At 71.1% G+C, this 22331-nt stretch carries 22 protein-coding genes; 19 read left to right on the top strand and 3 right to left on the bottom strand.

The genetic code is table 11. The features are described from left to right. The first annotated feature begins 1 nt into the window (after nucleotide 1). The 12 genes from HDA39_RS06680 (at nucleotide 2) to HDA39_RS06735 (ending at nucleotide 10165) form a co-directional block, all read left to right on the top strand. Entirely contained in the window at nucleotides 2-793 is a 792-nt protein-coding gene (locus HDA39_RS06680; RefSeq protein WP_184794363.1) for an ABC transporter ATP-binding protein, read from the top strand. Next, complete coding sequence (locus HDA39_RS06685; RefSeq protein ID WP_184794364.1) at nucleotides 790-1572, top strand: ABC transporter permease; 783 nt, start codon at nucleotides 790-792, stop codon at nucleotides 1570-1572. The genes HDA39_RS06680 and HDA39_RS06685 overlap by 4 nt, the downstream gene beginning before the upstream one ends. Then, nucleotides 1569-2657, top strand: a complete 1089-nt coding sequence (locus HDA39_RS06690) for an Ldh family oxidoreductase (RefSeq protein WP_184794365.1) — start codon at nucleotides 1569-1571, stop codon at nucleotides 2655-2657. Before HDA39_RS06685 ends, HDA39_RS06690 begins: the two co-directional genes overlap by 4 nt. After that, nucleotides 2657-3052: a RidA family protein gene (locus HDA39_RS06695; protein WP_184794366.1), complete on the top strand. Its 396-nt coding sequence runs from the start codon at nucleotides 2657-2659 to the stop codon at nucleotides 3050-3052. The genes HDA39_RS06690 and HDA39_RS06695 overlap by 1 nt, the downstream gene beginning before the upstream one ends. A 48-nt stretch (nucleotides 3053-3100) precedes the next feature. Then, nucleotides 3101-3952, top strand: a complete 852-nt coding sequence (locus HDA39_RS06700) for a fumarylacetoacetate hydrolase family protein (protein ID WP_184794367.1) — start codon at nucleotides 3101-3103, stop codon at nucleotides 3950-3952. Further along, a complete protein-coding gene (locus HDA39_RS06705; RefSeq protein WP_184794368.1) occupies nucleotides 3949-4650 on the top strand; it encodes an FCD domain-containing protein in 702 nt (233 codons plus the stop codon). The genes HDA39_RS06700 and HDA39_RS06705 overlap by 4 nt, the downstream gene beginning before the upstream one ends. Next, nucleotides 4647-5375 (top strand): SDR family NAD(P)-dependent oxidoreductase, encoded by a 729-nt coding sequence (locus HDA39_RS06710; protein WP_184794369.1) that lies wholly within the window; start codon nucleotides 4647-4649, stop codon nucleotides 5373-5375. Before HDA39_RS06705 ends, HDA39_RS06710 begins: the two co-directional genes overlap by 4 nt. A gap of 3 nt (nucleotides 5376-5378) precedes the next feature. Then, on the top strand, nucleotides 5379-6959 hold the full coding sequence (locus HDA39_RS06715) for an FAD-dependent monooxygenase (RefSeq protein ID WP_184794370.1): 1581 nt from the start codon (nucleotides 5379-5381) through the stop codon (nucleotides 6957-6959). Further along, nucleotides 6956-7345 carry a cupin domain-containing protein gene (locus tag HDA39_RS06720; protein ID WP_184794371.1) on the top strand — a complete coding sequence of 130 codons (390 nt, stop codon included), beginning with the start codon at nucleotides 6956-6958 and terminating at the stop codon, nucleotides 7343-7345. The genes HDA39_RS06715 and HDA39_RS06720 overlap by 4 nt, the downstream gene beginning before the upstream one ends. A 1-nt stretch (nucleotide 7346) precedes the next feature. Continuing rightward, entirely contained in the window at nucleotides 7347-8243 is an 897-nt protein-coding gene (locus HDA39_RS06725; RefSeq protein ID WP_184794372.1) for an amidohydrolase family protein, read from the top strand. A 79-nt stretch (nucleotides 8244-8322) separates the two neighbouring features. Then, on the top strand, nucleotides 8323-9288 hold the full coding sequence (locus tag HDA39_RS06730) for a quinone oxidoreductase family protein (RefSeq protein WP_184794373.1): 966 nt from the start codon (nucleotides 8323-8325) through the stop codon (nucleotides 9286-9288). Nucleotides 9289-9472: 184 nt separating this feature from the next. Beyond that, entirely contained in the window at nucleotides 9473-10165 is a 693-nt protein-coding gene (locus tag HDA39_RS06735; RefSeq protein WP_184794374.1) for a GntR family transcriptional regulator, read from the top strand. Nucleotides 10166-10182: 17 nt separating this feature from the next. On the opposite strand, the gene HDA39_RS06740 is transcribed toward HDA39_RS06735, so the two are convergent. Both HDA39_RS06740 and HDA39_RS06745 read right to left on the bottom strand, forming a co-directional pair. After that, the gene (locus HDA39_RS06740; protein ID WP_184794375.1) at nucleotides 10183-10647 is read right to left on the bottom strand and encodes a PPOX class F420-dependent oxidoreductase; all 465 of its coding nucleotides are present in this window, start codon (nucleotides 10645-10647) and stop codon (nucleotides 10183-10185) included. 5 nt (nucleotides 10648-10652) lie between these two features. Next, nucleotides 10653-11033 (bottom strand): hypothetical protein, encoded by a 381-nt coding sequence (locus HDA39_RS06745; RefSeq protein WP_184794376.1) that lies wholly within the window; start codon nucleotides 11031-11033, stop codon nucleotides 10653-10655. A 56-nt stretch (nucleotides 11034-11089) separates the two neighbouring features. On the opposite strand from HDA39_RS06745, the gene HDA39_RS06750 reads away from it, so the two are divergent. From HDA39_RS06750 to HDA39_RS06770, 4 genes are all read left to right on the top strand, one after another. Beyond that, nucleotides 11090-11671 (top strand): hypothetical protein, encoded by a 582-nt coding sequence (locus tag HDA39_RS06750; protein ID WP_184794377.1) that lies wholly within the window; start codon nucleotides 11090-11092, stop codon nucleotides 11669-11671. A 53-nt stretch (nucleotides 11672-11724) separates the two neighbouring features. Then, nucleotides 11725-12618 (top strand): hypothetical protein, encoded by an 894-nt coding sequence (locus HDA39_RS06755; RefSeq protein WP_337925652.1) that lies wholly within the window; start codon nucleotides 11725-11727, stop codon nucleotides 12616-12618. Continuing rightward, nucleotides 12618-14498, top strand: a complete 1881-nt coding sequence (locus tag HDA39_RS06760; protein WP_238355993.1) for a DNA polymerase Y family protein — start codon at nucleotides 12618-12620, stop codon at nucleotides 14496-14498. Before HDA39_RS06755 ends, HDA39_RS06760 begins: the two co-directional genes overlap by 1 nt. 371 nt (nucleotides 14499-14869) lie before the next feature. Further along, nucleotides 14870-18790, top strand: coding sequence for an error-prone DNA polymerase (locus tag HDA39_RS06770; RefSeq protein ID WP_337925653.1), 3921 nt, complete (start codon nucleotides 14870-14872; stop codon nucleotides 18788-18790). Nucleotides 18791-19461: 671 nt separating this feature from the next. Here the strand turns inward: HDA39_RS06770 and HDA39_RS06780 are convergent. Beyond that, nucleotides 19462-19878, bottom strand: a complete 417-nt coding sequence (locus HDA39_RS06780) for a hypothetical protein (protein WP_184794378.1) — start codon at nucleotides 19876-19878, stop codon at nucleotides 19462-19464. Between the two features lie 113 nt (nucleotides 19879-19991). Between HDA39_RS06780 and HDA39_RS06785 the strand changes: the two genes are divergently transcribed. From HDA39_RS06785 to HDA39_RS06795, 3 genes are all read left to right on the top strand, one after another. Next, on the top strand, nucleotides 19992-20786 hold the full coding sequence (locus HDA39_RS06785; protein ID WP_184794379.1) for a RibD family protein: 795 nt from the start codon (nucleotides 19992-19994) through the stop codon (nucleotides 20784-20786). A 27-nt stretch (nucleotides 20787-20813) separates the two neighbouring features. Beyond that, nucleotides 20814-21197: a VOC family protein gene (locus tag HDA39_RS06790; protein ID WP_184794380.1), complete on the top strand. Its 384-nt coding sequence runs from the start codon at nucleotides 20814-20816 to the stop codon at nucleotides 21195-21197. A gap of 113 nt (nucleotides 21198-21310) precedes the next feature. Further along, nucleotides 21311-22291 carry an NAD(P)-dependent alcohol dehydrogenase gene (locus HDA39_RS06795; RefSeq protein ID WP_184794381.1) on the top strand — a complete coding sequence of 327 codons (981 nt, stop codon included), beginning with the start codon at nucleotides 21311-21313 and terminating at the stop codon, nucleotides 22289-22291. Nucleotides 22292-22331 lie beyond the last annotated feature (40 nt).

Below are 22331 nucleotides of genomic sequence, written 5' to 3' on the forward strand. Positions count from 1 at the left end.
CATGATCGAGCTGGACGGAGTGGGTCAGGTCTTCGAAGGGCGCGGCGGCCAGGTCCAGGCGCTCGACGCGATCGACCTGCACGTCCGGCAGAACGAGTTCGTCACGCTGATCGGCCGGTCGGGGTGTGGCAAGTCCACACTCCTCCGGCTGATCGCGGGGCTGCTCCCACCGACGTACGGCGCGGTCACGGTGGCGGGCGAGCCCGTCACCGGGCCGCGGCGGGACGTGTCGTTCATGTTCCAGCGCCCGGCGCTGCTGCCGTGGCGCTCGGTGCTGTCGAACGTGATGCTCCCGGTCGAGATCTCCGGCGACGACACCGGCCGCAAGGAGTACAAGGAACGCGCTCACGAGCTGCTCGAGCTGGTCGGCCTGTCCGGCTTCGAGAAGCGGCTGCCGCACGAGCTGTCCGGCGGCATGCAGCAGCGGGTCTCGCTGTGCCGGTCGCTGATCCGCCGGCCGCAGGTGATGCTGATGGACGAGCCGTTCTCGGCGCTCGACGCGCTGACCCGGACGGAGCTGTCGGAGGAGCTGCAGCGGATCCAGATGGAGCTGGCCACCACGATCGTGTTCGTCACGCACTCGATCGAGGAGGCCGTGCTGCTGGCCGACCGGGTCGTCGTCCTGACCCCTCGCCCCGGCCGGCTGCGTGAGGTGGTCGAGATCGACATCCCGCGGCCGCGCAGCCTGGGCACCAACGCGCACCTGACCGAGGTGGCGCAGATCAGCGGCCGCCTGCACGGACTGCTGGCCGAGAAGACGCACCCGGTCGACGCCCCCGAGGCGACGCGATGAGCCGTCGCTCGTCGTGGCTGACCACCTCCCGGACCAGCGCGATCCTGCTGCCGGTCGTCGGAGTGTTCGTCGCGATCGCACTGTGGTGGCTGGCGATCGTTGCGTTCGGCATCGAGCAGTTCCTGCTGCCCAGCCCGTCCGACGTCCTGAAGCGCTTCCTGGAGCAGCCGGGCTACCTGCTGCAGCAGACCGTGGTCTCGCTGGTCGAGGCGCTGACCGGGTTCGGCCTGGCGATCGTGATCGGGGTCCCGATCGCGCTGCTGATCGTCCGCTCCGCGATCCTCGAACGCCTGGTCTACCCGCTGCTGCTGGCGGTGAACGCGATCCCCAAGGTCGCGATCGCGCCGCTGCTGGTGATCTGGATGGGCTTCGGCCAGGTCCCCAAGATGGCGATGGCGCTGCTGGTCTGCTTCTTCCCGATCGTGATCTCGACCGCGCAGGGGATGAAGTCGACCCCGGCCGAGCTGGTCGAGCTGCTCCGGTCGCTGAAGGCCAGCCGGACCCAGGAGTTCTTCAAGCTCCGGCTGACCTACGCGCTGCCGCAGATCTTCACGGGGCTCAAGGTGGCGATCTCGCTGGCCGTGATCGGCGCGGTGATCGGTGAGTTCGCCAACTCCACCGAGGGTCTGGGCTACGTGATCTGGAACTCCGGCGCCTCGGCCGACACCCCGCTGGCGTTCGCCGCGATCGGCCTGCTGTCGATCATGAGCATCATCTTGTTCTACCTCCTGGTCCTGCTGGAGCACCTGCTGCTGCCGTGGGCCGAGGAGACCCGGTGACGACCCAGGCGTCGGACGCCGACCGGCGCGTGCTGGTCCGTCCGGCCTGGCTGGAGGCGACCGTCTCCGCGGTGTTCACCGCGCTCGGCTTCGAGCCCGCCGACGCGGCCCAGATCGCGCACTCGCTGGTCGAGGCGGATCTGCGCGGGGTCAGCTCGCACGGCATCATGCTCGTCCCGATGTACGTCGAACGGCTGAACGCCGGGGGAGTCACCCGGGAACGCGAGCTGGACGTCCTGCACGACGCGGGCGCCGCGATCGTCGCCGACGCGCGCGGCGGGATGGGTCAGCTGTCCAGCCCACAGGCGATGGGACTCGCGATCGACCGGGCCGGCCGGTACGGGATCGGGCTGGTCTCGGTCCGCAACGCGCACCACTTCGGTGCCGCCAGCCGCTGGGCCGTCCAGGCCGCCGACGCCGGGTGCCTCGGGATCGCGATGTCGAACACGACGCCGCTGATGCCCGCGCCGGGTGGCGCCGAACGGATCGTCGGCAACAACCCGCTGGCGATCGCCGTCCCGACGCAGGCCGGCGCGGAGATCGTGCTGGACATGGCCCTGTCGGCCGTTGCCCTGGGCAAGATCCGGCTGGCGGCGTCGGCCGGGCGGTCGATCCCGGACACCTGGGCGACCGATCCGTCCGGCGTACCGACGACCGATCCCGAGGCCGCCGTCCTGGGCATGCTGCTGCCGGCCGCGGGCCACAAGGGCTTCGGGCTGGCCCTGATGATCGACGTCCTGACCGGCGTACTGAGTGGTGGCGGCTGGGGGGACCAGGTTCGGCCGTTGTACCGCGAACCTGACCGGCCGAACGACTGCGCGCACCTGTTCCTCGCGATCGACCCGGAACTGCTGGGTGGCATCGAGGGGTTCCGGCAGCGGTCGTCGGCGCTGGCCGAGCGGGTTCGCGGCAGCGCGACCGCGCCCGGCGTCGACAGGTTGTACCTGCCGGGCGAGATCGAGGCGGATCGTGCCCGGCAGCAGCGGCGGACCGGGGTCCTGATCGAGCGGTCGGGTCTGGACGGTCTGCTGGCGGCGGCCCGCGCGGTGGGCGCCGTGGTTCCGACCGGAGGGGTGCAGAACTGATGCCGAAGACCCAACTGACCAGCGCCGAGCTGCACACCCCGAACGGGGTGTTCTCGCAGGCGACCACGATCGAGGCGACCGGGCGACTGGTGTTCGTCTCCGGGATGACCGCGCGCCGGCCCGACGGCAGCATCGCCGGGGTCGGCGACGTCGGCGAGCAGACCCGGCAGGTCTGCGAGAACGTCCAGGCCGCGGTCCGCGAGGCCGGCGGCACGCTGGACGACGTCTGCCGGGTGGACGTGTACGTGCGCAACATGGAGGACTTCGCCACGATCCACGAGGTCCGGGCGCGTTACTTCCGCGAGCCGCTGCCCGCCTCGACCATGGTCGAGGTCAGCAAGCTGGCCCACCCGGACTACCTGATCGAGATCTCCGCGATCGCGGTGGTCGCATGACGAAGTGGACAGGTGGTGATCGCATGCGTGGCGTCGAGTGGGTGTGAGATGAGATTCGTGACAGTGACGTACGCCGGAGCCGAGCGGCCCGGCGTACTGGACGGCACCGAGGTCGTCCTGCTCCCGTACGACGACGTGGTGGCCGTGATCGAGGCCGGTACCGACGCGGTGCTGACCGGTGAACGGATCCCCTTCCGGGAGCAGGACCTGCGGGCGCCCTTGCGGCGGTTCCGCCGGGACATCCTCTGCACCGGCTGGAACTACTGGGACCACTTCGAGGAGAGCCGCGGCAAGCGCGACGGCCAGGACGTCGACCGGCCCGAGCACCCGACCTTCTTCACCAAGGGCCCGGACGTCGTCGTCGGACCGTACGACCCGATCGCCTACGACCCGGCCCTGTCGGCCAAGTGGGACTACGAGGCCGAGCTGGCGCTGGTGATCGGCAAGACCGGCCGCAGCATCAAGGTCGATGACGCGCTCGACCACGTGTTTGGCTACACGCTGGCGAACGACGTCTCCCAACGCGACCTACAGCGGGCACACGGCGGCCAGTGGCTCAAGGGCAAGAGCATCGACGCCACCATGCCGCTCGGTCCCTGGATCGTGACGCCGGACGAGCTGGGCGACCCGCAGGACGTGCAGTTGACCTGTCTGCTCAACGGTGAGGTCATGCAGGACGCCTCGACCAAGCAGATGGCCTACGACATCGCCACGCTGATCAGTGAGCTGTCCTTCGGGATGACACTGCGGCCGGGTGACCTCCTGCTGACCGGTACGCCGTCAGGCATCGGCAACGCCCGGGAGCCGCAGGTGTTCCTCAAGGAGGGCGACGAGGTCGTCACCCGGGCGGACAAGATCGGCGAGCTGCGCAACACGCTGGCCTACCAGGAGCTGTCGTGACCAGCCGGCTGGAGCTCCTGCCCGGCGGTGGCCGTGGAGGCCGCCGTACGCTCGCTGAGACCGCAGCGGCCGAGCTGCACCAGCTGATCCTGTCCGGTGAGCTGCCCAGCGGTACGCCGTTGCGTCTGGTCGAGCTGGCGAACCGGCTGGAGATGAGCCAGATGCCGGTGCGCGAGGGGCTGCGCCGGCTGGAGGCGCTCGGCCTGGTCGACATCATCCCGCACCGGGGCGCCTGGGTCCGGGAGCTGTCGCTGGAGGACCTGCACGACACCCACGAGACCAGGCTGGCGCTGGAGAGTCTCGCCGTACGGGCTGCTGCCGAGCACTTCGCGGAGGCGGACGAGCAGCAGGCCATCGCGGCGCTTGAGGAGCACCTGCGGCTGTCGCGGGCCGATGACTCGATCGGCGCCCGGCAGGCGCACGCCGACTTCCACTTCGCGCTCTACCGGGCCGGTGGCTCGCAGTGGCTGGCCCGGGCGATCGAGCCGGTCTGGCAGAACAGCGAGCGGTACCGGTTCGGCAGCCGGCAGACGCCGTTCCAGATCGAACAGAACCGGCAGGAGCACCAGGCCATCCTGGACGCCTGCGTCGCGCGCGACCCGGACGCCGCCGAGCAGGCCCTGCGCAACCACCTGGCTGGCGCGGTGCAGCGGATCACCGAGACGATGACCTCGAAGCAGAAGGGGACGTCGACATGAAGGTGAGCTTCGACGCGACCGGCGAGGTCGTGGTCGTCACAGGTGGAGCGCACGGCATCGGTGCCGCGCTGGCGTCGGCCGTCGTGGCCCACGGCGGTACGGCGGTGGTGCTGGACATCAGCGCGCCGGCCGACCAGCGGGTCGAGTACGTCGAGGTCGACGTGTCCGACCGGGCCGCGGTGTTCAAGGCGGTCGGGACGGTGATCGAGCGGCACGGCCGGATCGACGGGCTGGTCGCAGGTGCCGCCGTGCAGCCGCGGTCCGCCGTACTGGACACCGACCCGGCTGAGTGGACCCGGACGCTGCAGGTGAACCTGGACGGCGTGGTGTGGGTCTGCCAGGCCGTCGTACCGCACATGGTGGAGCGGTCGGCCGGCTCGGTCGTGGTGTTCACCTCCGGCCTGGCCGCGACCGGCTTCCCGCATGCGGCGGCGTACTCGGCGAGCAAGGCGGCCCTGACCGCCTTCGCCAGGACGCTGGCGGCCGAGGTGGCCGAGCACCGGGTCCGGGTGAACATCGTCGCGCCCGGAGTGGTCGACACCGACCAGTTCCGGGCCGCCAACGCCGGAGCCGACTTCGACCACTGGCAGGAGACCACCGGCATCGGTGAGCCCGCCGACGTGGTCGGCCCGCTGCTGTTCCTGCTGTCCGACGCGGCCGCGATGACCGGGTCCCAGTTGACCCGGGAGCGCGCTTTCGCCCGGTTGACCGACCTCACGGAGTGACGAGTGACCTCGACTGACCAGCAACTGCCCGTCGCCGTGGTCGGCGCCGGACCGATCGGCCTGACCACAGCACTCGGCCTGGCGCACTACGGCGTGCCGTACGTGCTGCTGGAGGAGGATGCGACGCTGTCGTCCGACACCAAGGCCGGTACGACGCTGAGCCGGACCCTGGAGATCTGGAACCGGTACGGCGCGGTGGAGGGCATTCTCGCCTCGGCGGTCCGGATCGACGAGATCGGTGACATCGACCGGGCCACCAACACGCCGCGGGCCTCGGTCCAGCTGGCCGAACTGGTCAACGACACCCAGTTCCCGTTCGTGATCAACCTGCCGCAGCAGATCATGGAGCCGATCCTGGCTGACGCGCTGCCGCAGCCAGTGCTCACGCAGCACCGGCTGACGTCGTTCGAGGTCCGGGACGACCGGGTGGTGCTGCAGCTGGACACGCCGGACGGTCCGCGGGAGCTGGAGGCGTCGTACCTGCTGGCCTGTGACGGCGGCCGGAGCAGGATCCGCGACGCGCTCGGGGTGAAGGTGGTGGGGGAGACCCTGCCCGAGCGGTACATGCTGATCGACGTGGCGGTGGACCTGGACGTCGACAACGCCCGCGACTATCCGTACCTGGCGTACTTCGCGGACAAGACCGAGTGGATGGTGCTGATCCGCCAGCCCGACAACTGGCGGTTCCTGTTCCCGCTGGCGCCCGGTGCGGACACGCCCGGCACCGAGGACCTGCTGGTGAAGGTGAAGCAGTTCATCGGTGAGGTGGACCAGATCGAGCTGCTCGGCACGGTCATCTACAACGTGCACCACCGGGTCGCCGAGCAGTGGACCAAGGACCGCAAGGTGTTCCTGATGGGCGACGCCGCCCACCTGATCACTCCGATGTGGGCACTGGGGCTGAACACCGGCGCCCTGGACGCGTCCAACCTGCCGTGGCGGCTGGCCTGGGTCCTGCGCGGCTGGGCCGAGCCGTCGTTGCTGGACGGGTACGAGCGGGAGCAGCGGCCGGTGGCGATCGAGGGCTCAGGGGAGATGGCCGAGGCCGCCCGCAAGTACATGGCACAGCAGCGTGGTGCGGTCACCGAGGACACGGGCGCGTGGGCGACGGCGTACAACCGCACGCTGCTCAGCGTCCGGCTCGACGTGGAGGGTGTGGGCGACTGGTCGATGGTGGCGACCAGTGCGGCACCGCCGGCCGTGCGGGCAGGGGACCGGGCACCGGACCTGGCGCTGCAGAGCCCGACCGGCCGGGCCACCATCCACGACCTGTGCCGGGACTCGTTCGTCGCGCTGTACTTCACCGACGTACGCCGTCGTCCGGAGATCCCGGTCAACGACTCGCCCGCGCTGCGGCACTACGCCGTCTCGCGGTGGGACGCGCCGCACGACTCCGGCCTGCGGGACCGCTCGCTGTTCGACCCGGGCAGCATCGCGACCAACCGGTACGGCGTACCGGCGGGCAGCGTCGTACTGATCCGGCCGGACGGCCACATCGCCGCGGTGGCCCCGATGGCACCCGGTGTGGCCGAGGAGCTCTACACGCGGGTGACCGGTCGGCCCGTCCCTCGGGAGGCGTCATGACGTTCGACGAACCGCTGCGGGAGATCCTGCTGCAGACCGACGACCTGGACTGGGTGGACAAGTCCCTGGACGGGCTGTCGCACAAGATGCTGTGGCGCGACCCGGAGACCGAGGCGTCGATCGCGCTGGTGCGGTTCGAGCAGGGGTCGGGGATCCCGTCGGAGCACAAGCACGCGTCGAACCAGTTCATGTTCTGCCTGTCCGGCCGGTACGTGTACCTGCCGACCGGGACGACGCTGACCAAAGGCAGCTTCTACTGGAACCCGAAGGGCGTCGTGCACGGCCCGACGCGTGCAGAGGAGACCTCCGTCCTGCTGGAGGTGTACGACGGCCCGCACTACCCGGAGCGGCCGTCCTTCTACGACAACGACGAGGACGCACGCTGACATGGCCGGCTGGGACGTCCACACGCACCTGATACCGCCCACTGTGCTGGCTGCTGCCCGCAGTGGCTCGTTCGGCCTGTCCATTCAAGGCGAGTCGCTGGTGGTCGACGGTGAGCACCGGCTGCCGCTCGGCAAGCTCGCCGACCCGGCCGCGCTGCTGCAGTGGGTCAGCGACCAGGACCTGGACGGCGCAGTGGTCTCGGTGCCGCCTGCGCTGTTCCGGTACGACCAGGGCGTGGAGTGGACCGCACTGCTCAACCAGGGACTCCGTGAGCTGGCAGGACCGCAGCTGCGGGTGCTGGCCCACGTCCCGCTCCTGCACGCCAGCGCTCCGGCCGTCGCTGCCGCGCTGGGGCAGGAGGGCGTGTTCGGCGGCTTCGCTCTCGGTACGCCGGGGTTCGCCGGGCTGGACGCGGTCTGGAAGGTGCTGGACGAGCTGAACGCGTTCACGCTGGTCCACCCGGGCCACAGTTCGGACCGGCGGCTCGACGCGTTCTACCTGTCGAACCTGCTCGGAAATCCTTACGAAACAGGGCTTGCGGCCGCCGAGCTGGTCTTCACCGACGTACCGGCGCGGTTTCCGGGGATCAAGTTCTGCCTGTGCCACGGCGGTGGCGTGACGGCCGCGCTGGCCGGGCGGTGGCAGCGCGGGATCGACACCGACCGGCCGGGGATCGAGGCGCCGTCGCTGGCGGTGGCCGAGGCGCTGCAGCGGTTCGTGGCCGACGACCTGGTGCACGATCCCGCCGTACTGCCGTTGCTGGAGTCGACGTTCGGGGACGTGCTGGCCGGGAGCGACTGGCCGTTCCCGATGGGCAGCGACCAGGTGGATCCGCGCCGGTCGGCGGCCGCCGGCGAGCTCACCCGTCCGCTCGGTCAGGGGGGCCGGTCAGCGTGAAGCCAACTGTCCCTGAGCGGCAAGATGTGATCAGATATCAAATGCAGGTGGGGTTGACGGGCACGAGTGGGGTGGATGGATGAGCGCGCGACAAGGCATCGTGCTGCGCTGCTACGGGCCTGGGGAGCAGCTGAAGGCCGAGGAGACCGAGCTGGTCGCCGGGCCGGGAGAGACCCTGGTCGAGATGGACGTCGCCTCGGTGACGCAGCTGGACCGGACCGTGCTGGCGGGCAAGCTCGCGCAGCAGCTGCAGCCGCCGTTCGTCCCGGGGTCCGAGGGCGCCGGTGTGGTCGTCGACTCGGCGGTGTACCCGTCGGGGACGCGCGTGGTGATCCGCGGCGGTGGTGTCGGCGTGGCCCGGCCGGGGACGTGGGGCTCGATGGCAGTCGTGCCGGACTCGTCCGTACACGCGCTACCGATCGGGCTCGACACAGCCGAGGCGCTGGCCCTGCTGGCTCCTGCGCTGACTGCGCACACCGCCGTACGGCGTGTGGCCGGCGTCGGGCAGGGCGAGACGGTCGTGATCACCGGAGCGACCGGACTGGTCAGCCGGCTGTGTGCCGCGGTCGCTCGGGCGGCCGGAGCCGGCAAGGTGATCGGTCTGGTCCGGTCGAACGAGTCCGTCGAGCTGCTGACCCGCCTGGTCGACCAGATCGTCCGGGTGGACGAGCTGGGCCAGGTCGGCCGGGAGCTGCCGTGGTGCGACGCGGTCATCGACACCGTGGGCGGCCCGGTGACCAGCGGGGTGATGAGTCACATCACGCCGGGCGGCCGGATCGCCATCCTGGGCTACACGGCCGGGGAGTTCGCCACGCTCGACCTGCACCAGCTGATCGGGCGGGACCTGCGGGTGCTCCCGGTGAACATGCAGCGGACGACGATCGAGGCCGGGACGGTCGCCCAGGTGCTGGCCGACATCGCGCCCGCCCCGATCACGCCGGAGCTGGACATGCTTCCAGCGGCTCGGGTGGACGACGCCCTCGACCGCCTGACGGGCGGTACGGCGGAGCGGCGAGTACTGCTCGACCTCACCCGGCTGCGCTGAGTAGTGGACGGGCGGCGACTCCGGTGACAGGCTGGACCGCTGGCCGGTCGGCCGGCTGGTCTGTGCACGGTTGCGCGGGGGCGCGATGAGCAATCCGTCGCCGGAACGCCCGAGAAGCCCGTGGCACCGCTACGGTTACCTCCCAGACGTGTGCGCAGTGGACGAGAGAGGCAGCCCACACCCAATGACCCGACGACTCGAGCTCACGCCCGGGGGGCCCAGCGGCCGGCGTACTCTCGCCGAGGAAGCCGCTGCCGAGCTGCACGAGCTCATCCTGTCCGGCGAGCTGCCGAGCGGCACCGCGCTGCGGCTGGAGGAGCTGGCCAAGCGGCTGGACATGAGCCAGATGCCGATCCGGGAGGGGCTGCGCCGGATGCAGGCGCTCGGCCTGGTCGAGATCGTCCCGCACAAGGGCGCCTGGGTCCGCGAGCTGTCGATGGAGGACCTGCGCGACACCCACGAGACCCGGCTGGCGCTGGAGACGCTGGCGGTCCGGGCTGCTGCGACCCGGTTCGCCGAGTCCGACGGCGTGGTCGCCAAGGCCGCGCTGGCCGAGCACGTCCGGCTGTCCAAGGTGGGCGACATCGTCGCCTCCCGGCAGGCGCACACCGAGTTCCACTTCGCGATCTACCGGGCCGGGGGATCCCGCTGGCTACCGCGCGCGATCGAGCCGGTCTGGCAGAACAGCGAGCGGTACCGGTTCGGCTCCCGGCAGACCAAGGCGCGGATCGAGCAGACCCGCCGGGAGCACCAGGCGATCCTGGATGCGTGCCTGGCCAACGACGAGCTGGGCGCGGACGCGGCATTGCGTGAGCACCTGGAGGGTGCGTTCCAGCGGATCAGCGAGACGATGGCCCGGCGGTACACGAAGGACTAGGGCGTGGCTGTCGGGTGTCAGTCGGCCAGCCGGGCGGGGAAGCCGCCGGTTGCGATCGGGGACCAGCGGGTCGGCGTGATCCGGATCAGGCACTTGCCCTGCTTGCGCATCGCCTCGCGGTACTCGTCCCAGTCCGGGTGCTCGCCGGAGATCGAGCGGTAGTAGTCGACCAGCGCCTCGACGGCGTCCGGCAGCTCGATCACCTCACCGGTGCCGTCCACCTGGACCCAGGCGCCGTTCCAGTCGTCGGACATCACCATGACGCTGGTCTGCGGGTTGCGCTGCACGTTGGTGCTCTTGGCCCGCTCGGGGTAGGAGGAGATGACGATCCGGCCCTCCGCGTCCACCCCGCCGGACACCGGCGAGGCCTGCGGCGTCCCGTCCTGGCGGGTGGTGATCAGCAGCATGTGGTGGCGCGGGCGGATGAACTCCAGCAGCCCGTCGAGGTCGACCTTGGTGTTGGTGGCAATCGTTCGTGGCATGGCACTCACCCTAGTCCGGTCGCTGTCTCGTGCACGCTCAGCCAGCGCACGCCGTACCGGGCGGACTCGTCAGGGGTGAGTACGGCGGTGACGCGCCGCGACTCGCCGACCGAGTGCCGCTCCAGGAAGCGGCAGACGACCACCTGGTCGGTCCGGATCACCAGCTCGTACTCCTCGATGCCGATGGTGAGTCCTGGCACCGCGTTGCGCGCTCCGGCCAGTGCGTCGCTCAGCTCGGCCAGGCCGAGTCGCGTGCCGTCGACGGCCACCAGGCTGAACTCCGGGCGGTGCATCTGCCGGAAGGTGTCGAGCAGACCGGGCTCCGCCTCAGTCCCCAGCCAGCGGGCGAGGTCCTGGTGGTGCCGGACGATCTCAGCCTCGATCATGGCTTCCCTCCCTGCGGATCGTCCGGGTGGCATGGTGGGGAGTTTAGGCTCATCCGATGGATCAGTACGCCGAGTTCCGGATGGCTCCGCAGGTGCGTGGACGGGCGCTGGCGCCGATGGTGGGGCTGCTGGTGCTGCTCGCCGTGGTGCTTCTGCTGCTGGGGTCGCTCGGTGGACTAGCGGTGGGGATCCTGGCCAGCGCTGTCGGCACGATCGCCGCGGTGGCCTACCTGATGCTGAAGCTCAACCGGCTGTCGGCGGCCAACGTGCTGCGGTTCGACGACTGGGGGATCCGCTGGGAGGCCGGCGGGGGAGTCGTCCACCAGGTGGCCTGGGGCGACGTGACCGGAATCGGCGCGGTGAACGTGCAGCTGGCCCCGCGGCGGCGGTTGCACGTCGGACCGGTCCCGCAGCAGGTGCAGGTGTCGATGGCCGATCACGGCGTGCAGGGCTGGTCGACGGTGACGCTGCCGGCCCGGGTGCCCGCGGCGATGCGGCAGGCGCTGGCCGCGATGCCCGTCGACCCTTCCGGGAAGCGGCACATCGGGATCCCGCTGGCCGCCTTCGACCCGAACTGGCCGGCCGGCCCGATCGGCGCCTGGATCAGGGCTCGCCGTCCTGACCTGTGGAGTTCCTGAAGCTGTGGACGGCCGGATTGACATGAGTCGAACAGGTGTTCGAACATGGGGACGTGACGGGGACAGCTGCAGCCGACGAGGCACCGCCGATTCCGGCCGAGGACACGACGGTCCGGGCCGGGCGGATCACCGCGCTCGACCAGGCGCGTCAGTTGCTGGCGCGCGCGCAGGCTCAGAAGGCCGCCCGGGCGGCTGAGGAGGCTTCGGAGGCGTCTGTTCTGACGGCTCTTCCCACGCTCGACACCGCGCGTTCCCGGACGGTGGCGGCTCCTCGGACCACCGAGACACGGGTTCAGCAGGCGCTCGACACGGCGACCGCGGAGCGGGCGCTGCCGACGGTGCCGGCGGTTTCCGAGTTGCTGTCCGGTGCCTTGCGCGGCGGCGCGGTGTATTCGGTGCGCGGCTCCAGCGCGTTGGTGATGGCGATGATGGCCGGGCCGTCCGCCGAGGGGGCGTGGTGCGGGGTGGTCGGGATGCCGTCGTTCGGCGCGGAGGCGGCGCGTGGTCTCGGGGTCGATCTCGAGCGGTTGGTGCTCGTCCCTGATCCTCAGCACGACTGGCTGAGCGTGGTTGCCGCGCTGGTCGACGCCTTGACCGTGGTGGTGGTTCGTCCGCCGGGTGAGGTCACTTCGGGCGAGGCATCGCGATTGTCGGCCCGGCTGCGTACTCGGGGCGCGGTGCTGATCGCCGTCGGGTCCTGGCCGGGGAGTGAAGCCCGGCTGGAGGTGCAGGCCAACACGTGGAGCGGTTTGGGTGCCGGCGAAGGGCACCTCACGGCTCGGCGGGCGACCATCGCGGTCACGGGTCGTGGCGCCGCCGTACGGCCTCAGCAGCATCAGCTGTGGTTGCCGGCGCTCGACGGGAGCATCCGGCCGGTGGAGGAGGTCCCGGTTGACGGGACTGTTCGGCCGGCGGGCGACGGCTGGCTGCAGGAGGCGGTCGGCTGATGGGCTCGATCCGGCAGGTGGGAGTGCGGACGATGGTGGTGTGGGTGCCGGACTGGCCGGTGCTCGCGGCGGCTTCGGTGGAAGGGGTTTCGCCGGACGCTCCACTGGCCGTCTTGCTGAAGGGTCGCGTGCTGGCCAGCTCGGCCACGGCCCGCGCCGAGGGCGTACGCCGTGGGCTGCGCGCCCGGGACGCCCAGTCCCGCTGCCCGGAGTTGCTCGTGCTCAAGTACGACCCGGTGATCGACGCGCGGGCGTTCGACCCGGTGATCGGCTGCCTGGAGGCGCTCACCCCGGGCATCCAGGTGATCCGCCCCGGCATGTGCGCGCTGAAGGCCCGCGGCCCGAGCCGGTTCTACGGCAGTGAACCGGCCGCCGCGGAGAAGCTGCTCGACCGGCTGGAGACGTACGACGTACCGGGCGGTCGGGTGGGGATCGCCGACGGCCCGTTCGCCGCGGAGCAGGCGGCGCGGGCCGCGTCGGCGCAGACCCGGGTGCAGGTGATCCCGTCCGGTGGGTCGGCCGAGTTCCTGGCGCCGCTCACGGTCGACACGCTGGAGCGGCCGGAGCTCACCGACCTGCTGCGGCGGCTCGGGCTGCGGTCGCTCGGCGCCTTCGCGCGGCTGCCCGCGACCGAGGTGCTGACCCGGTTCGGACCGGACGGCGCGTTCGCTCACCGGCTGGCCCGCGGCGACGACGACCGTGCGGTGGTGGCCCGGCAGGTCCCGCCCGAGCTGACCCGGACCCTCGACTTCGAACCGCCGGTGGACCGGGTCGACCAGGTCGCGTTCGCGGTCCGGACGGTCGCGGACGAACTGGTCGGCCGGCTGACCGCGCTCGGCCTGGTCTGCACCACCCTGCGCGTCGAGGTCGGGACGGAGTCCGGCCGGGTGCACGAGCGGGAGTGGTTGCACCCTCGCTGGTTCGCCCCCGGTGACGTGGTCGACCGGGTTCGCTGGCAGCTCCAGGGCAGCGGTACGGCGACCAGCGAGCTGACCTCGCCGGTGGTGCGACTCCGCCTGATCCCCGAACGGGTCGACCCGGTCGGCGCCCACGTCGACACGCTGTGGGGGAGCGGCCCCGACGAACGCATCCATCGCGCGCTGTCCCGGGTCCAGAGCATGCTCGGCCACGGCGCCGTCGTCACCCCCGTGATCAGCGGCGGCCGCGGCTACGCCGACCGCCAGACCCTGATCCCCTGGGGCGATCCCCCCACGCCCGCCCGCGCCCCCACCAGCCCTTGGCCGGGCTCCCTGCCTGGGCCGGCGGCGCCACCTGCACCTGTGCCTGCTGCCGCTCCGGCACCCGTCGCTGTCGCGCCCGTGCCTGTCACGCTCACGCCCGCGGCACCCCCGCCTGTGGCGCCTGCACCCACGCCCGTGCCCGTGTCTGTCGCACCCGCAGCACCCGCACCTCGGGTGGCTTCTGTTGTTTCTGTTCTTCGGCCGGCTCCAGCCTCTGTGCCTTCTACCTCTGAGCGTGAGTCCTCTGCGCCGGTGACCCACCGGCCTTTGCCCACTACAACTCCACTGCCGTTGCCGTCCACCTCCGGCTGGCCGGTTCCGGTGCCGACGTTGGTCTATCCCTCACCCCGTCCCGCCGAAGTGCTGTCGGCCGACGGGCGCCAGGTCACGGTCAGCGCCCGCGGCGCCCTCTCCGGCGCGCCCTCGGCCTTCCGCCTGCTCCCGGCCCCACAAGTTGCCGACAGCAACAAGCTGCACCCGATCACCGCCTGGGCCGGCCCCTGGCCGGTGGAGGAACGCTGGTGGGACTCCGACACCGAGAACCGCCTGGCCCGCTTCCAGCTCGTCACCGCCGACGGCCGCGCCTGGCTGGCCGCCGTCCAGAACACCCACTGGTGGATCGAGGCCAGCTATGACTGACCTCACCGCCGGCTGCCGGCCGGTCGAGGGGCACTTGGTCTGCGCCCGGCGTCACCTTCTGGCCGCCCACCGGCAGCGCCATCGGCTTGCCGCTCACCGTCACCTGCGCTACGCGCGCCGTCACCTCCTGGCGGCTCACCCCGGCGTCCTGCAGTTCGCCTCCGACCTTCACGCACCCACCACTCCCGCCCGGGCAACCCGGCGCCACCTCACGCCGTACCGACTCACGCCGTACCGGATCTCCTGTCCTGCAAGGCATTCCCTGCCCGGCGCGCGGCACCTCCGGCTGCCCTGTCACCGCCGCCTGTCCGCCTGCCGTCATCTCCAACGCGCCCACCGTCAGCTCCGCCAGCTGCAGAGAGGAGCCACCCGTGGGCTGGAATAACCCGGCGGTCCCCTGGTCGGAGCTGGAGCGCAAGCTGTCCGGCCGGACGCGCCCGCCCGCTCCCGCCGACGAGTTGCTGGAGGCCGACGGCGGCGACGGCCCGGCCTGGTCACGCCACCGCCCGCCGTACGACCCGGACCCCGCGCTGCGACCACGCCGGCCCGAGGGACCGGTCGTGCCGTACGCCGAGCTGCACTGCCACTCGTACTACAGCTTCCTCGACGGTGCCTCCGCCCCGGAGCAGCTGGTCGAGGAGTCCGTCCGCCTCGGCCTGCACGCGCTCGCGCTGACCGACCACGACGGGTTCTACGGCGTGGTCCGGATGGCCGAGGCCGCGGAGGAGTACGCCGACCTCCGCACGGTGTTCGGCGCCGAGCTGTCGCTCGACCTGACCAAACCGCAGAACGGCGCGGCCGACCCCGAAGGCAGCCACCTGCTGGTGCTGGCCGAAGGCCAGGAGGGGTACCACCGGCTCGCCGGAGCGATCACCGAGGCCCAGCTCGCCGGCCAGGAGAAGGGCCGCCCGGTCTACGACCTGGAGGAGCTCGCCGACCACGGCAAGGACGACTGGCTGATCCTGACCGGCTGCCGCAAGGGCCTGGTCCGGCGCGCGCTCGAGCTCGGCGGGCAGGCGTACGGACCGGCGGCCGCGGCCCGCGAGCTCGACCGGCTGACCGCGCTGTTCGGCAAGGACCGGGTCGTCGTCGAGCTGATCGACCACGGCCTGCCGACCGACAGCAGCCGTAACGCCGTACTGGCTCGGCTCGCCGCCGAGCAGGGACTCCCGGTCGTTGCCACGAACAACGTTCACTACGCCCACCCGCGCGGGCACCGGCTGGCCGCCGCGGTCGCCTCGGTCCGGGCGCGCCGATCGCTGGACGCGATGGACGGCTGGCTGCCCCCGGCCGGTACGGCGCACCTGCGGTCGGGCGAGGAGATGCTGGCCAGGTTCCACCGGTACGACGGCGCTGTCGCGCGCTCGGTCGAGCTGGCCGACCAGCTCGCGTTCAGCCTGCGCGCCGCCAAACCGAGCCTGCCGCACCAGGAGGTTCCGCCGGGCTACGACGCGATGGGCTGGCTGCGGAAACTGTGCCGTGACGGTGTGAAGAAGCAGTACGCGAGCAAGCCGAAGCTGCGACCCGAGGCGGAGGCCCGGGTCGAGCGGGAGCTGGCTGTGATCGACTCGCTGAAGTTCCCCGGCTACTTCCTGATCGTGCGCGACATCGTGATGTACGCCAAGCGCCAGGGCATCCTCTACCAGGGCCGCGGCTCGGCGGCGAACTCCGTGGTCTGCTACGCGCTCGAGATCACCGCGATCGACCCGGTGCAGTTCAACCTGCCGTTCGAGCGGTTCCTGTCCGCGGCCCGCGACGAGGAACCCGACATCGACGTGGACTTCGACTCCGACCGGCGCGAGGAGGTGATCCAGTACGTCTACCGCAAGTACGGCCGGCGCAACGCGGCCCAGGTCGCGAACGTGATCACCTACCGCCCGAAGCTCGCCGTCCGGGACATGGCCAAGGCGCTCGGGTTCAGCACCGGGCAGCAGGACGCGTGGTCGAAACAGGTCGACGCGTGGGGCGCGGTCCGCAGCAGCGTCGACCACGACATCCCCGAGCCGGTGGTGAAGCTGGCCGAGGACCTGCTGAAGTTCCCGCGGCATCTGGGCATCCACTCCGGCGGCATGGTGCTGACCGACATCCCGGTCGGGCACGTCGTACCGGTCGAGCACGCGCGCAAGGAGAACCGGACCGTTCTGCAGTGGGACAAGGACGACTGCGCCTGGATGGGGCTGGTGAAGTTCGACCTGCTCGGGCTCGGCATGCTCGCCGCGCTGCAGTACTGCATGGATCTGGTGCGGGCGCACCTGGGGGAGGACTGGACGCTGGACAGCATCCCGAAGGAGGAACGCGGCGTCTACGACCAGCTCGGGCACGCGGACTCGGTCGGGGTGTTCCAGGTGGAGAGCAGGGCGCAGATGAGCACGCTGCCGCGGTTGCGGCCGCGCAGCTTCTACGACCTGGCGATCGAGGTGGCGCTGATCCGGCCCGGCCCGATCCAGGGCGGCGCGGTGCACCCGTTCATCCGCCGCAAGCTGGGCGAGGAGCCGATCACCTACCTGCACCCGAAGCTGGAACCGGTCCTCGAGCGCACGCTCGGCGTACCGCTGTTCCAGGAGCAGCTGATGCAGATCGCGATGAAAGTCGGCGGCTGCAGCGGCGAGGACGCCGACCTGCTCCGCCGCGCGATGGGGTCCAAACGCGGTGTCGAGAAGATCTCGTCACTGCGCGCCAAGCTGTACGACGGCATGGCCGAGAACGGCATCACCGGCGACCTGGCCGACCAGATCTACGAGAAGATCGAAGCCTTCGCGAACTTCGGCTTCGCCGAGTCCCACTCGATCAGCTTCGCCCTCCTGGTCTACGCCAGCACCTGGTTACGCCTGCACTACCCAGCCGCCTTCCTCGCCGCCCTCCTCCGCGCCCAGCCCATGGGCTTCTACTCTCCCCAATCCCTCACCGCCGACGCCCGCCGCCACGGCGTCCAGGTCAACCGCCCCGACCTCCACCTCTCCCACATCCACGCAACCCTCGAACCAACTGAAGCCGCCGAGCCCAACCCCACCGAACCAGCCGCCGCTGAGCACCACCCCACCGAGCCAACCTCCGCTGAGCCCCAGCCCGCGGAGCCCCACCCCGCTGGGCTCCGCTCCACCCTGCCCCATCCCACGCAGCCCCGCCCCGCCGTGCCCGATCCCATGGGTTCTCCCGCTGCCGAGCCCCAGCCGGTCGAGCCCGACTCCAGGGAGCCGCACTCCGACGGGTCCCAGCCCATGCAGCCCTGCTCTGCCGGACCCCGGCTCACCGGCGCGCCCTCTACGGAGCCGGGTTCCGCCGGGCCCCACCCCACGCAGCCCCGCTCTGCCGAGCCGCGACCTGCCGGGCTCGGCGGGCTGCTTGGTTTGACCTCGGCGGGTGCTGCAACTGATGCATGCCTTGAGCAACCTTCTGCGGCTGTGTCGTTCGCGGGGAGTGCGGGGTCCTCGTCTGGGCAGGTAGCTGGTGGGTCCCCGGTTGCGGGTGGAGTTCCTGGGGTGGTTCCGACTACCGGGCACGAAGGGTGTTTGGAGCAGGAGCAGCCGGAGGTGGGGGATTTCGATCCGGAGGTGCGGTTCGACTCGGACGCGCATCGGCGGGACGGGCTGTTGACGGTGCGGCTCGGGCTGGCCGGGGTGAAGTCGATCGGCGAGAGTACCGCGACGCTCATCGTCGAGGAGCGGGAGAAGAACGGCGCGTACGCCGACATGGCCGACCTGGTACGCCGGACCGGGCTCACCGCCGTACAGCTGGAGGCGTTGGCGACGGCTGGGGCGTTCGACGGGTTCGGACTGTCCCGTCGGCAGGCGCTCTGGGACGCCGGGCGAGCCGCGGAGGAACGCCCTGGTCATCTGTCCGGCGTGAGCAGCGCCGGCCCGCCGCCGACACTGCCCGGGATGAGCGAGATGGAGACCACCATGGCCGACCTCTGGGCGACCGGGATCTCGCCCGACGACCACCCGATCCGTCACGTCCGCGCCGTCCTCGACACCCGCGGCATCCTCCGCGCTGACCAACTCGCGACCGCCCCCGACGGCACCCGGGTCCTGGTCGGCGGCGTGGTCACCCATCGCCAGCGCCCCGCCACCGCCTCCGGCGTCACCTTCCTCAACCTCGAGGACGAGACCGGCATGATCAACATCATCTGCTCCGGCGGCGTCTGGAACCGTTACCGCCGCATCGCCCGCGAATCCAGCGCCCTGATCATCCGCGGCCGCCTCGAACGCTCCCAGGGCGTCACCAACCTGGTCGCCGACAAACTCGAACGCCTCCCACTAGCAGCCCGAACCACCTCCCGAGACTTCCGCTGACCGGCTCCCGAGACTTCCGCTGGGTCTCGCTGTCGGCGATGTCGCACCACTCGAACGTCCGGCGCATGATCCCGCCTGGGTCGAGCTGGTGCCCGGCACCCCGGCCAGGACCGCCTCCGGCAAGCTGGTCGTCGCCGACGATGTTCTCCTGCTCCGCGCGGCATGGTCCAGGCTGGGATGACCCACGCGTGGAGTGGGAGCAGCCGGGCCGGATCTGCGCGGCGATCTGTTCGCGGTCCTGGGGACCGGCTCCTGGTGGCCCGGCCGAGGGCCACGCGGCCGGCCTTCGACACGACGAACACCGACGAGCGGGTGAGCAGAGCCGGGCCCGAAGGTCAGCCTCGGTGGTGCCGTTCCGCGCTGGTGAGGTGATCGAGGGCATCGAGCACCATCCGCACCCCGAGGCGCCTTCCGGCGCGGCGCAACGGTCGCGGGGTGGTTCAGGCGCGGCACAAGGGTCGCCTGGTTGGGTTCGGGTCCAGCGCAACGGTCGCGCGGTGGTTCCGGCGCGACGCAACGGTTGCCCGATGGTTTCAGGTGCGGCACGACGGCCGCGCGGTGGTTCCGGCGCGGCACGACGGCCGTGCGGTGGTTCCGGCGCGGCGCACGGTTGCCTGGGTGCCTTCAGGTGCAGGACAGCAAGTCGCATTGCGGCTTCAAGTATGGGACTGCTAGCCGAGTGCTGCGAGCAAGGTAAACAGCAGGCTGACGGCTACGACCGTGCCGATCAGGCCCAGGATTACGCCGAGGCCGTTGCGTTTTACCTTGCTGTGGCCGATGCTGCCGGCGGACGCGAACTGGTGGTACGGCGATGCGTAGAACACCGGCACTGCCTGGTTCGGCTGGACCGTGAAGTCGAGTGCGGCCCTGCCGAAGTCGCGCATCCACTGCGAGTGGATCTCCACGTGCAGCGGTCCGGCGTACACCGGGATGTCGTTGCGGCCGTACTTGACCGGCACCTTGTAGCCGTTCAGATGCACCGTCGGCGGGATCATCGTGCTCGTCATCATGCTGCCCTGGATGGTCAGGTGCAGCATCCCCATCGGAGCCTGCGGCTGGAACTGCGGCGGCTGTTGCTGGTAGCTCATGCGGCTCACGATAGAGCGACCGCGGTGCTCGGCGGATACCGGATGTTCCTGCCGTCTGGTGGGTGTCGGCGGCGGCTGGTTGGGTGAGGGGACGGCGATGAGGGCGGTGTGGGATGGCGAGTGCGGAGGGGCGGCCTCGGGTCGTGGTTTCGGTGACGGCTTCGGTGGACGGGCGGGTGGCTTTGCGGCGGGGAGAGCCGTTGATGGGAGAGGCGGCTTCGCGGACGTGGCGGGGGATGATGCCGGCGAGTGCGGACGGGGTGGAAGAGGGCCGGACCGCGGAGCTGGCTGAGCGGTGGAGTCCGCAGGCGGTGCTGGAGGGGAGTGGGTCGTTCGTCGCGGACTCGGCGGACCCGGTCGAGCACCTGGGCGAGTACGACGAATCGATCGAGGAACTGCAGGGCGACTTCCTGCCGGTGGAGGTGGGGAGGCGGCCCGGGCGCGAGAAGTGGTTCACAGTGGTGGACGGCCGGGGGCGGATCGCGTGGGACGTCAAGAGCCAGGGCGAGTACGACGTACTGGTGCTCGTGTCGCGGGCAACGCCGGCGGCTCATCTCGCGTACTTGCGGCGGGAGCGGATCGCCTACCTGGTGGCGGGAGAGGACAAGGTCGATCTCGACGCCGCGCTGCGCAAGATGTACGACGTGCTCGAGGTGACCTGCGTGGTGTCGACGGCCGGTGGAGGGCTCAACGGAGAGCTGCTGCGGGCCGGCCTGGTCGACGAGATCCACCTGGTGATCAGTCCGGCGATCATCGGCGGTCTCGGGACGCCGACCGCGTTCGACGGGCCCGAGCTGCCGGCCGGGCAGGCGCCGACGCCGGTGCGGCTGCTGTCCACCCACATCGAGAAGGACGGCCTGATCTGGCTCGGCTACGAGGTGGTGCGGAAGGAAACCAGCGGCGCGTGACGACCAGGGCGCCTACGATCGGGAGCCATGCACAGGAGCCGGGTTTCGACGTTGCTGATCGACGTACCGCAGGCGGAGGCGCCGCGCGCGAAGGACTTCTGGTCCGCCGCGCTGGGAGTGCGGACGGGGAGCCCGCCCGGCGAGCCGCAGTACCTCAGCCTGTACGACGCGGTGCCGGGACTGGTGACCGCGATCCAGGTGCTCGAGGAGGGTGAGCCGCGCTACCACCTCGACATCGAGACCGACGACGTCGACGCGGAGACCGCGAGGCTGCTCGGGCTGGGCGCGGTCGAGGTGTCGAGTTGGCAGGGGTGCAACACCTTGCGTGTGCCGGGCGGGCAGTTGTTGTGCGTCATTCCGGTGCACTCCGACCCGGAGGAGTTCGCCGCCAAGGCGACCCCCTGGCCGTAAGCGTCGGCGCAAGGGCCCGGTCAGGGGCCGGCTCGGGACTCTCCCCGATGCGGCCGGCCACCCACGCTGACTAGGGTCGAACCGCGGCCTGGGGGCTGAGGCGTGGGGGTTTGATGAAAGCCATCGTGCAGGACCGGTACGGCGCGCCTGACGTGCTGGAGCTCCGGGAGATCGACCAGCCGGCACCAGGCGCCAGTGACGTTCTGGTGCGGGTTCATGCCGCCGCGGTCAATGCGCGGGACTGGCACTTGATGCGCGGTGATCCGTACGTCGCGCGGCTGATGGACAAGTCGACCTTCGGCCGGCGCGGACCGAGGCAGCCGGTTCGGGGGAGCGACTTCGCGGGCGTGGTCGAGTCCGTCGGGGCGGGGGTGACGAGGTTCAAGCCGGGCGACCGGGTGTTCGGTGAAGCGGACGGTGCCTTCGCCGAGTTCGTCTGTGCGCCGGTGACCTCGGTCGCGCACCTGCCGGCGGCGCTCACGTTCGGGCAGGCGGCGGCGTTCCCGCTCGCGGCGAACACCGCGCTGATGGGTCTGCGCGCGCTGGAGGCGGGTCAGCACTTGCTCGTGAACGGCGCGTCCGGCGGGGTCGGCACGTTCGCCGTACAGATCGCCAAGGCGTACGGCGCGGAGGTGACCGCCGTCTGTAGCACCCGCAACGTCGACCTGGTCCGCGAGCTCGGCGCCGACCACGTCGTCGACTACACCACCACCGACTTCACCAGAGCCACCGCCCAGTACGACGTACTGCTCGACCTGGTCGGCAACCGCACCCTCCGCGACCTGCGCCGCCCCCTGAAGCCAGGCGGCACGCTCGTCCTGTCCGGAGGCGGCGTCTCCCGCGGCGGCAGCTTGATCGGCCCGGTGGGCCTGATCATCCGGGGCACCTTGCTCGCCAAGCTCACTCGCCGCCACCACATCGAGGTCCTCGAAGCCGTCCCGCGCGCCGACAACCTCCGCGCCCTGGCCGACCTCGCCGAGACCGGCAAGGTGGTCGCGGTCGTTGATCGCGAGTACCCGCTCGCCCAGGCCGCCGAAGCGATCCGCTACCTGGAGGTGGACCACGCGAGGGCCAAGGTCGTCCTGACCCTCTGACCTCACCCGGCCCGAGCCGAGGTCGTCCTGACCCAGCCCG

This window comes from Kribbella italica (genome assembly GCF_014205135.1).
GTDB lineage: Bacteria > Actinomycetota > Actinomycetes > Propionibacteriales > Kribbellaceae > Kribbella > Kribbella italica.

Excerpts from the sequence above, each read along its gene's own strand:
- HDA39_RS06680 (WP_184794363.1), top strand. The coding sequence starts at position 2 with ATGATCGAGCTGGACGGAGTGGGTCAGGTCTTCGAAGGGCGCGGCGGC.
- HDA39_RS06735 (WP_184794374.1), top strand. The coding sequence starts at position 9,473 with ATGACCCGACGACTCGAGCTCACGCCCGGGGGGCCCAGCGGCCGGCGT.
- HDA39_RS06780 (WP_184794378.1), bottom strand. The coding sequence starts at position 19,878 with ATGAGCTACCAGCAACAGCCGCCGCAGTTCCAGCCGCAGGCTCCGATG.
- HDA39_RS06725 (WP_184794372.1), top strand. The coding sequence starts at position 7,347 with ATGGCCGGCTGGGACGTCCACACGCACCTGATACCGCCCACTGTGCTG.
- HDA39_RS06730 (WP_184794373.1), top strand. The coding sequence starts at position 8,323 with ATGAGCGCGCGACAAGGCATCGTGCTGCGCTGCTACGGGCCTGGGGAG.
- HDA39_RS06740 (WP_184794375.1), bottom strand. The coding sequence starts at position 10,647 with ATGCCACGAACGATTGCCACCAACACCAAGGTCGACCTCGACGGGCTG.
- HDA39_RS06700 (WP_184794367.1), top strand. The coding sequence starts at position 3,101 with ATGAGATTCGTGACAGTGACGTACGCCGGAGCCGAGCGGCCCGGCGTA.
- HDA39_RS06790 (WP_184794380.1), top strand. The coding sequence starts at position 20,814 with ATGCACAGGAGCCGGGTTTCGACGTTGCTGATCGACGTACCGCAGGCG.
- HDA39_RS06785 (WP_184794379.1), top strand. The coding sequence starts at position 19,992 with ATGGCGAGTGCGGAGGGGCGGCCTCGGGTCGTGGTTTCGGTGACGGCT.
- HDA39_RS06750 (WP_184794377.1), top strand. The coding sequence starts at position 11,090 with ATGGATCAGTACGCCGAGTTCCGGATGGCTCCGCAGGTGCGTGGACGG.
- HDA39_RS06710 (WP_184794369.1), top strand. The coding sequence starts at position 4,647 with ATGAAGGTGAGCTTCGACGCGACCGGCGAGGTCGTGGTCGTCACAGGT.
- HDA39_RS06795 (WP_184794381.1), top strand. The coding sequence starts at position 21,311 with ATGAAAGCCATCGTGCAGGACCGGTACGGCGCGCCTGACGTGCTGGAG.
- HDA39_RS06745 (WP_184794376.1), bottom strand. The coding sequence starts at position 11,033 with ATGATCGAGGCTGAGATCGTCCGGCACCACCAGGACCTCGCCCGCTGG.
- HDA39_RS06720 (WP_184794371.1), top strand. The coding sequence starts at position 6,956 with ATGACGTTCGACGAACCGCTGCGGGAGATCCTGCTGCAGACCGACGAC.
- HDA39_RS06685 (WP_184794364.1), top strand. The coding sequence starts at position 790 with ATGAGCCGTCGCTCGTCGTGGCTGACCACCTCCCGGACCAGCGCGATC.
- HDA39_RS06760 (WP_238355993.1), top strand. The coding sequence starts at position 12,618 with ATGGGCTCGATCCGGCAGGTGGGAGTGCGGACGATGGTGGTGTGGGTG.
- HDA39_RS06695 (WP_184794366.1), top strand. The coding sequence starts at position 2,657 with ATGCCGAAGACCCAACTGACCAGCGCCGAGCTGCACACCCCGAACGGG.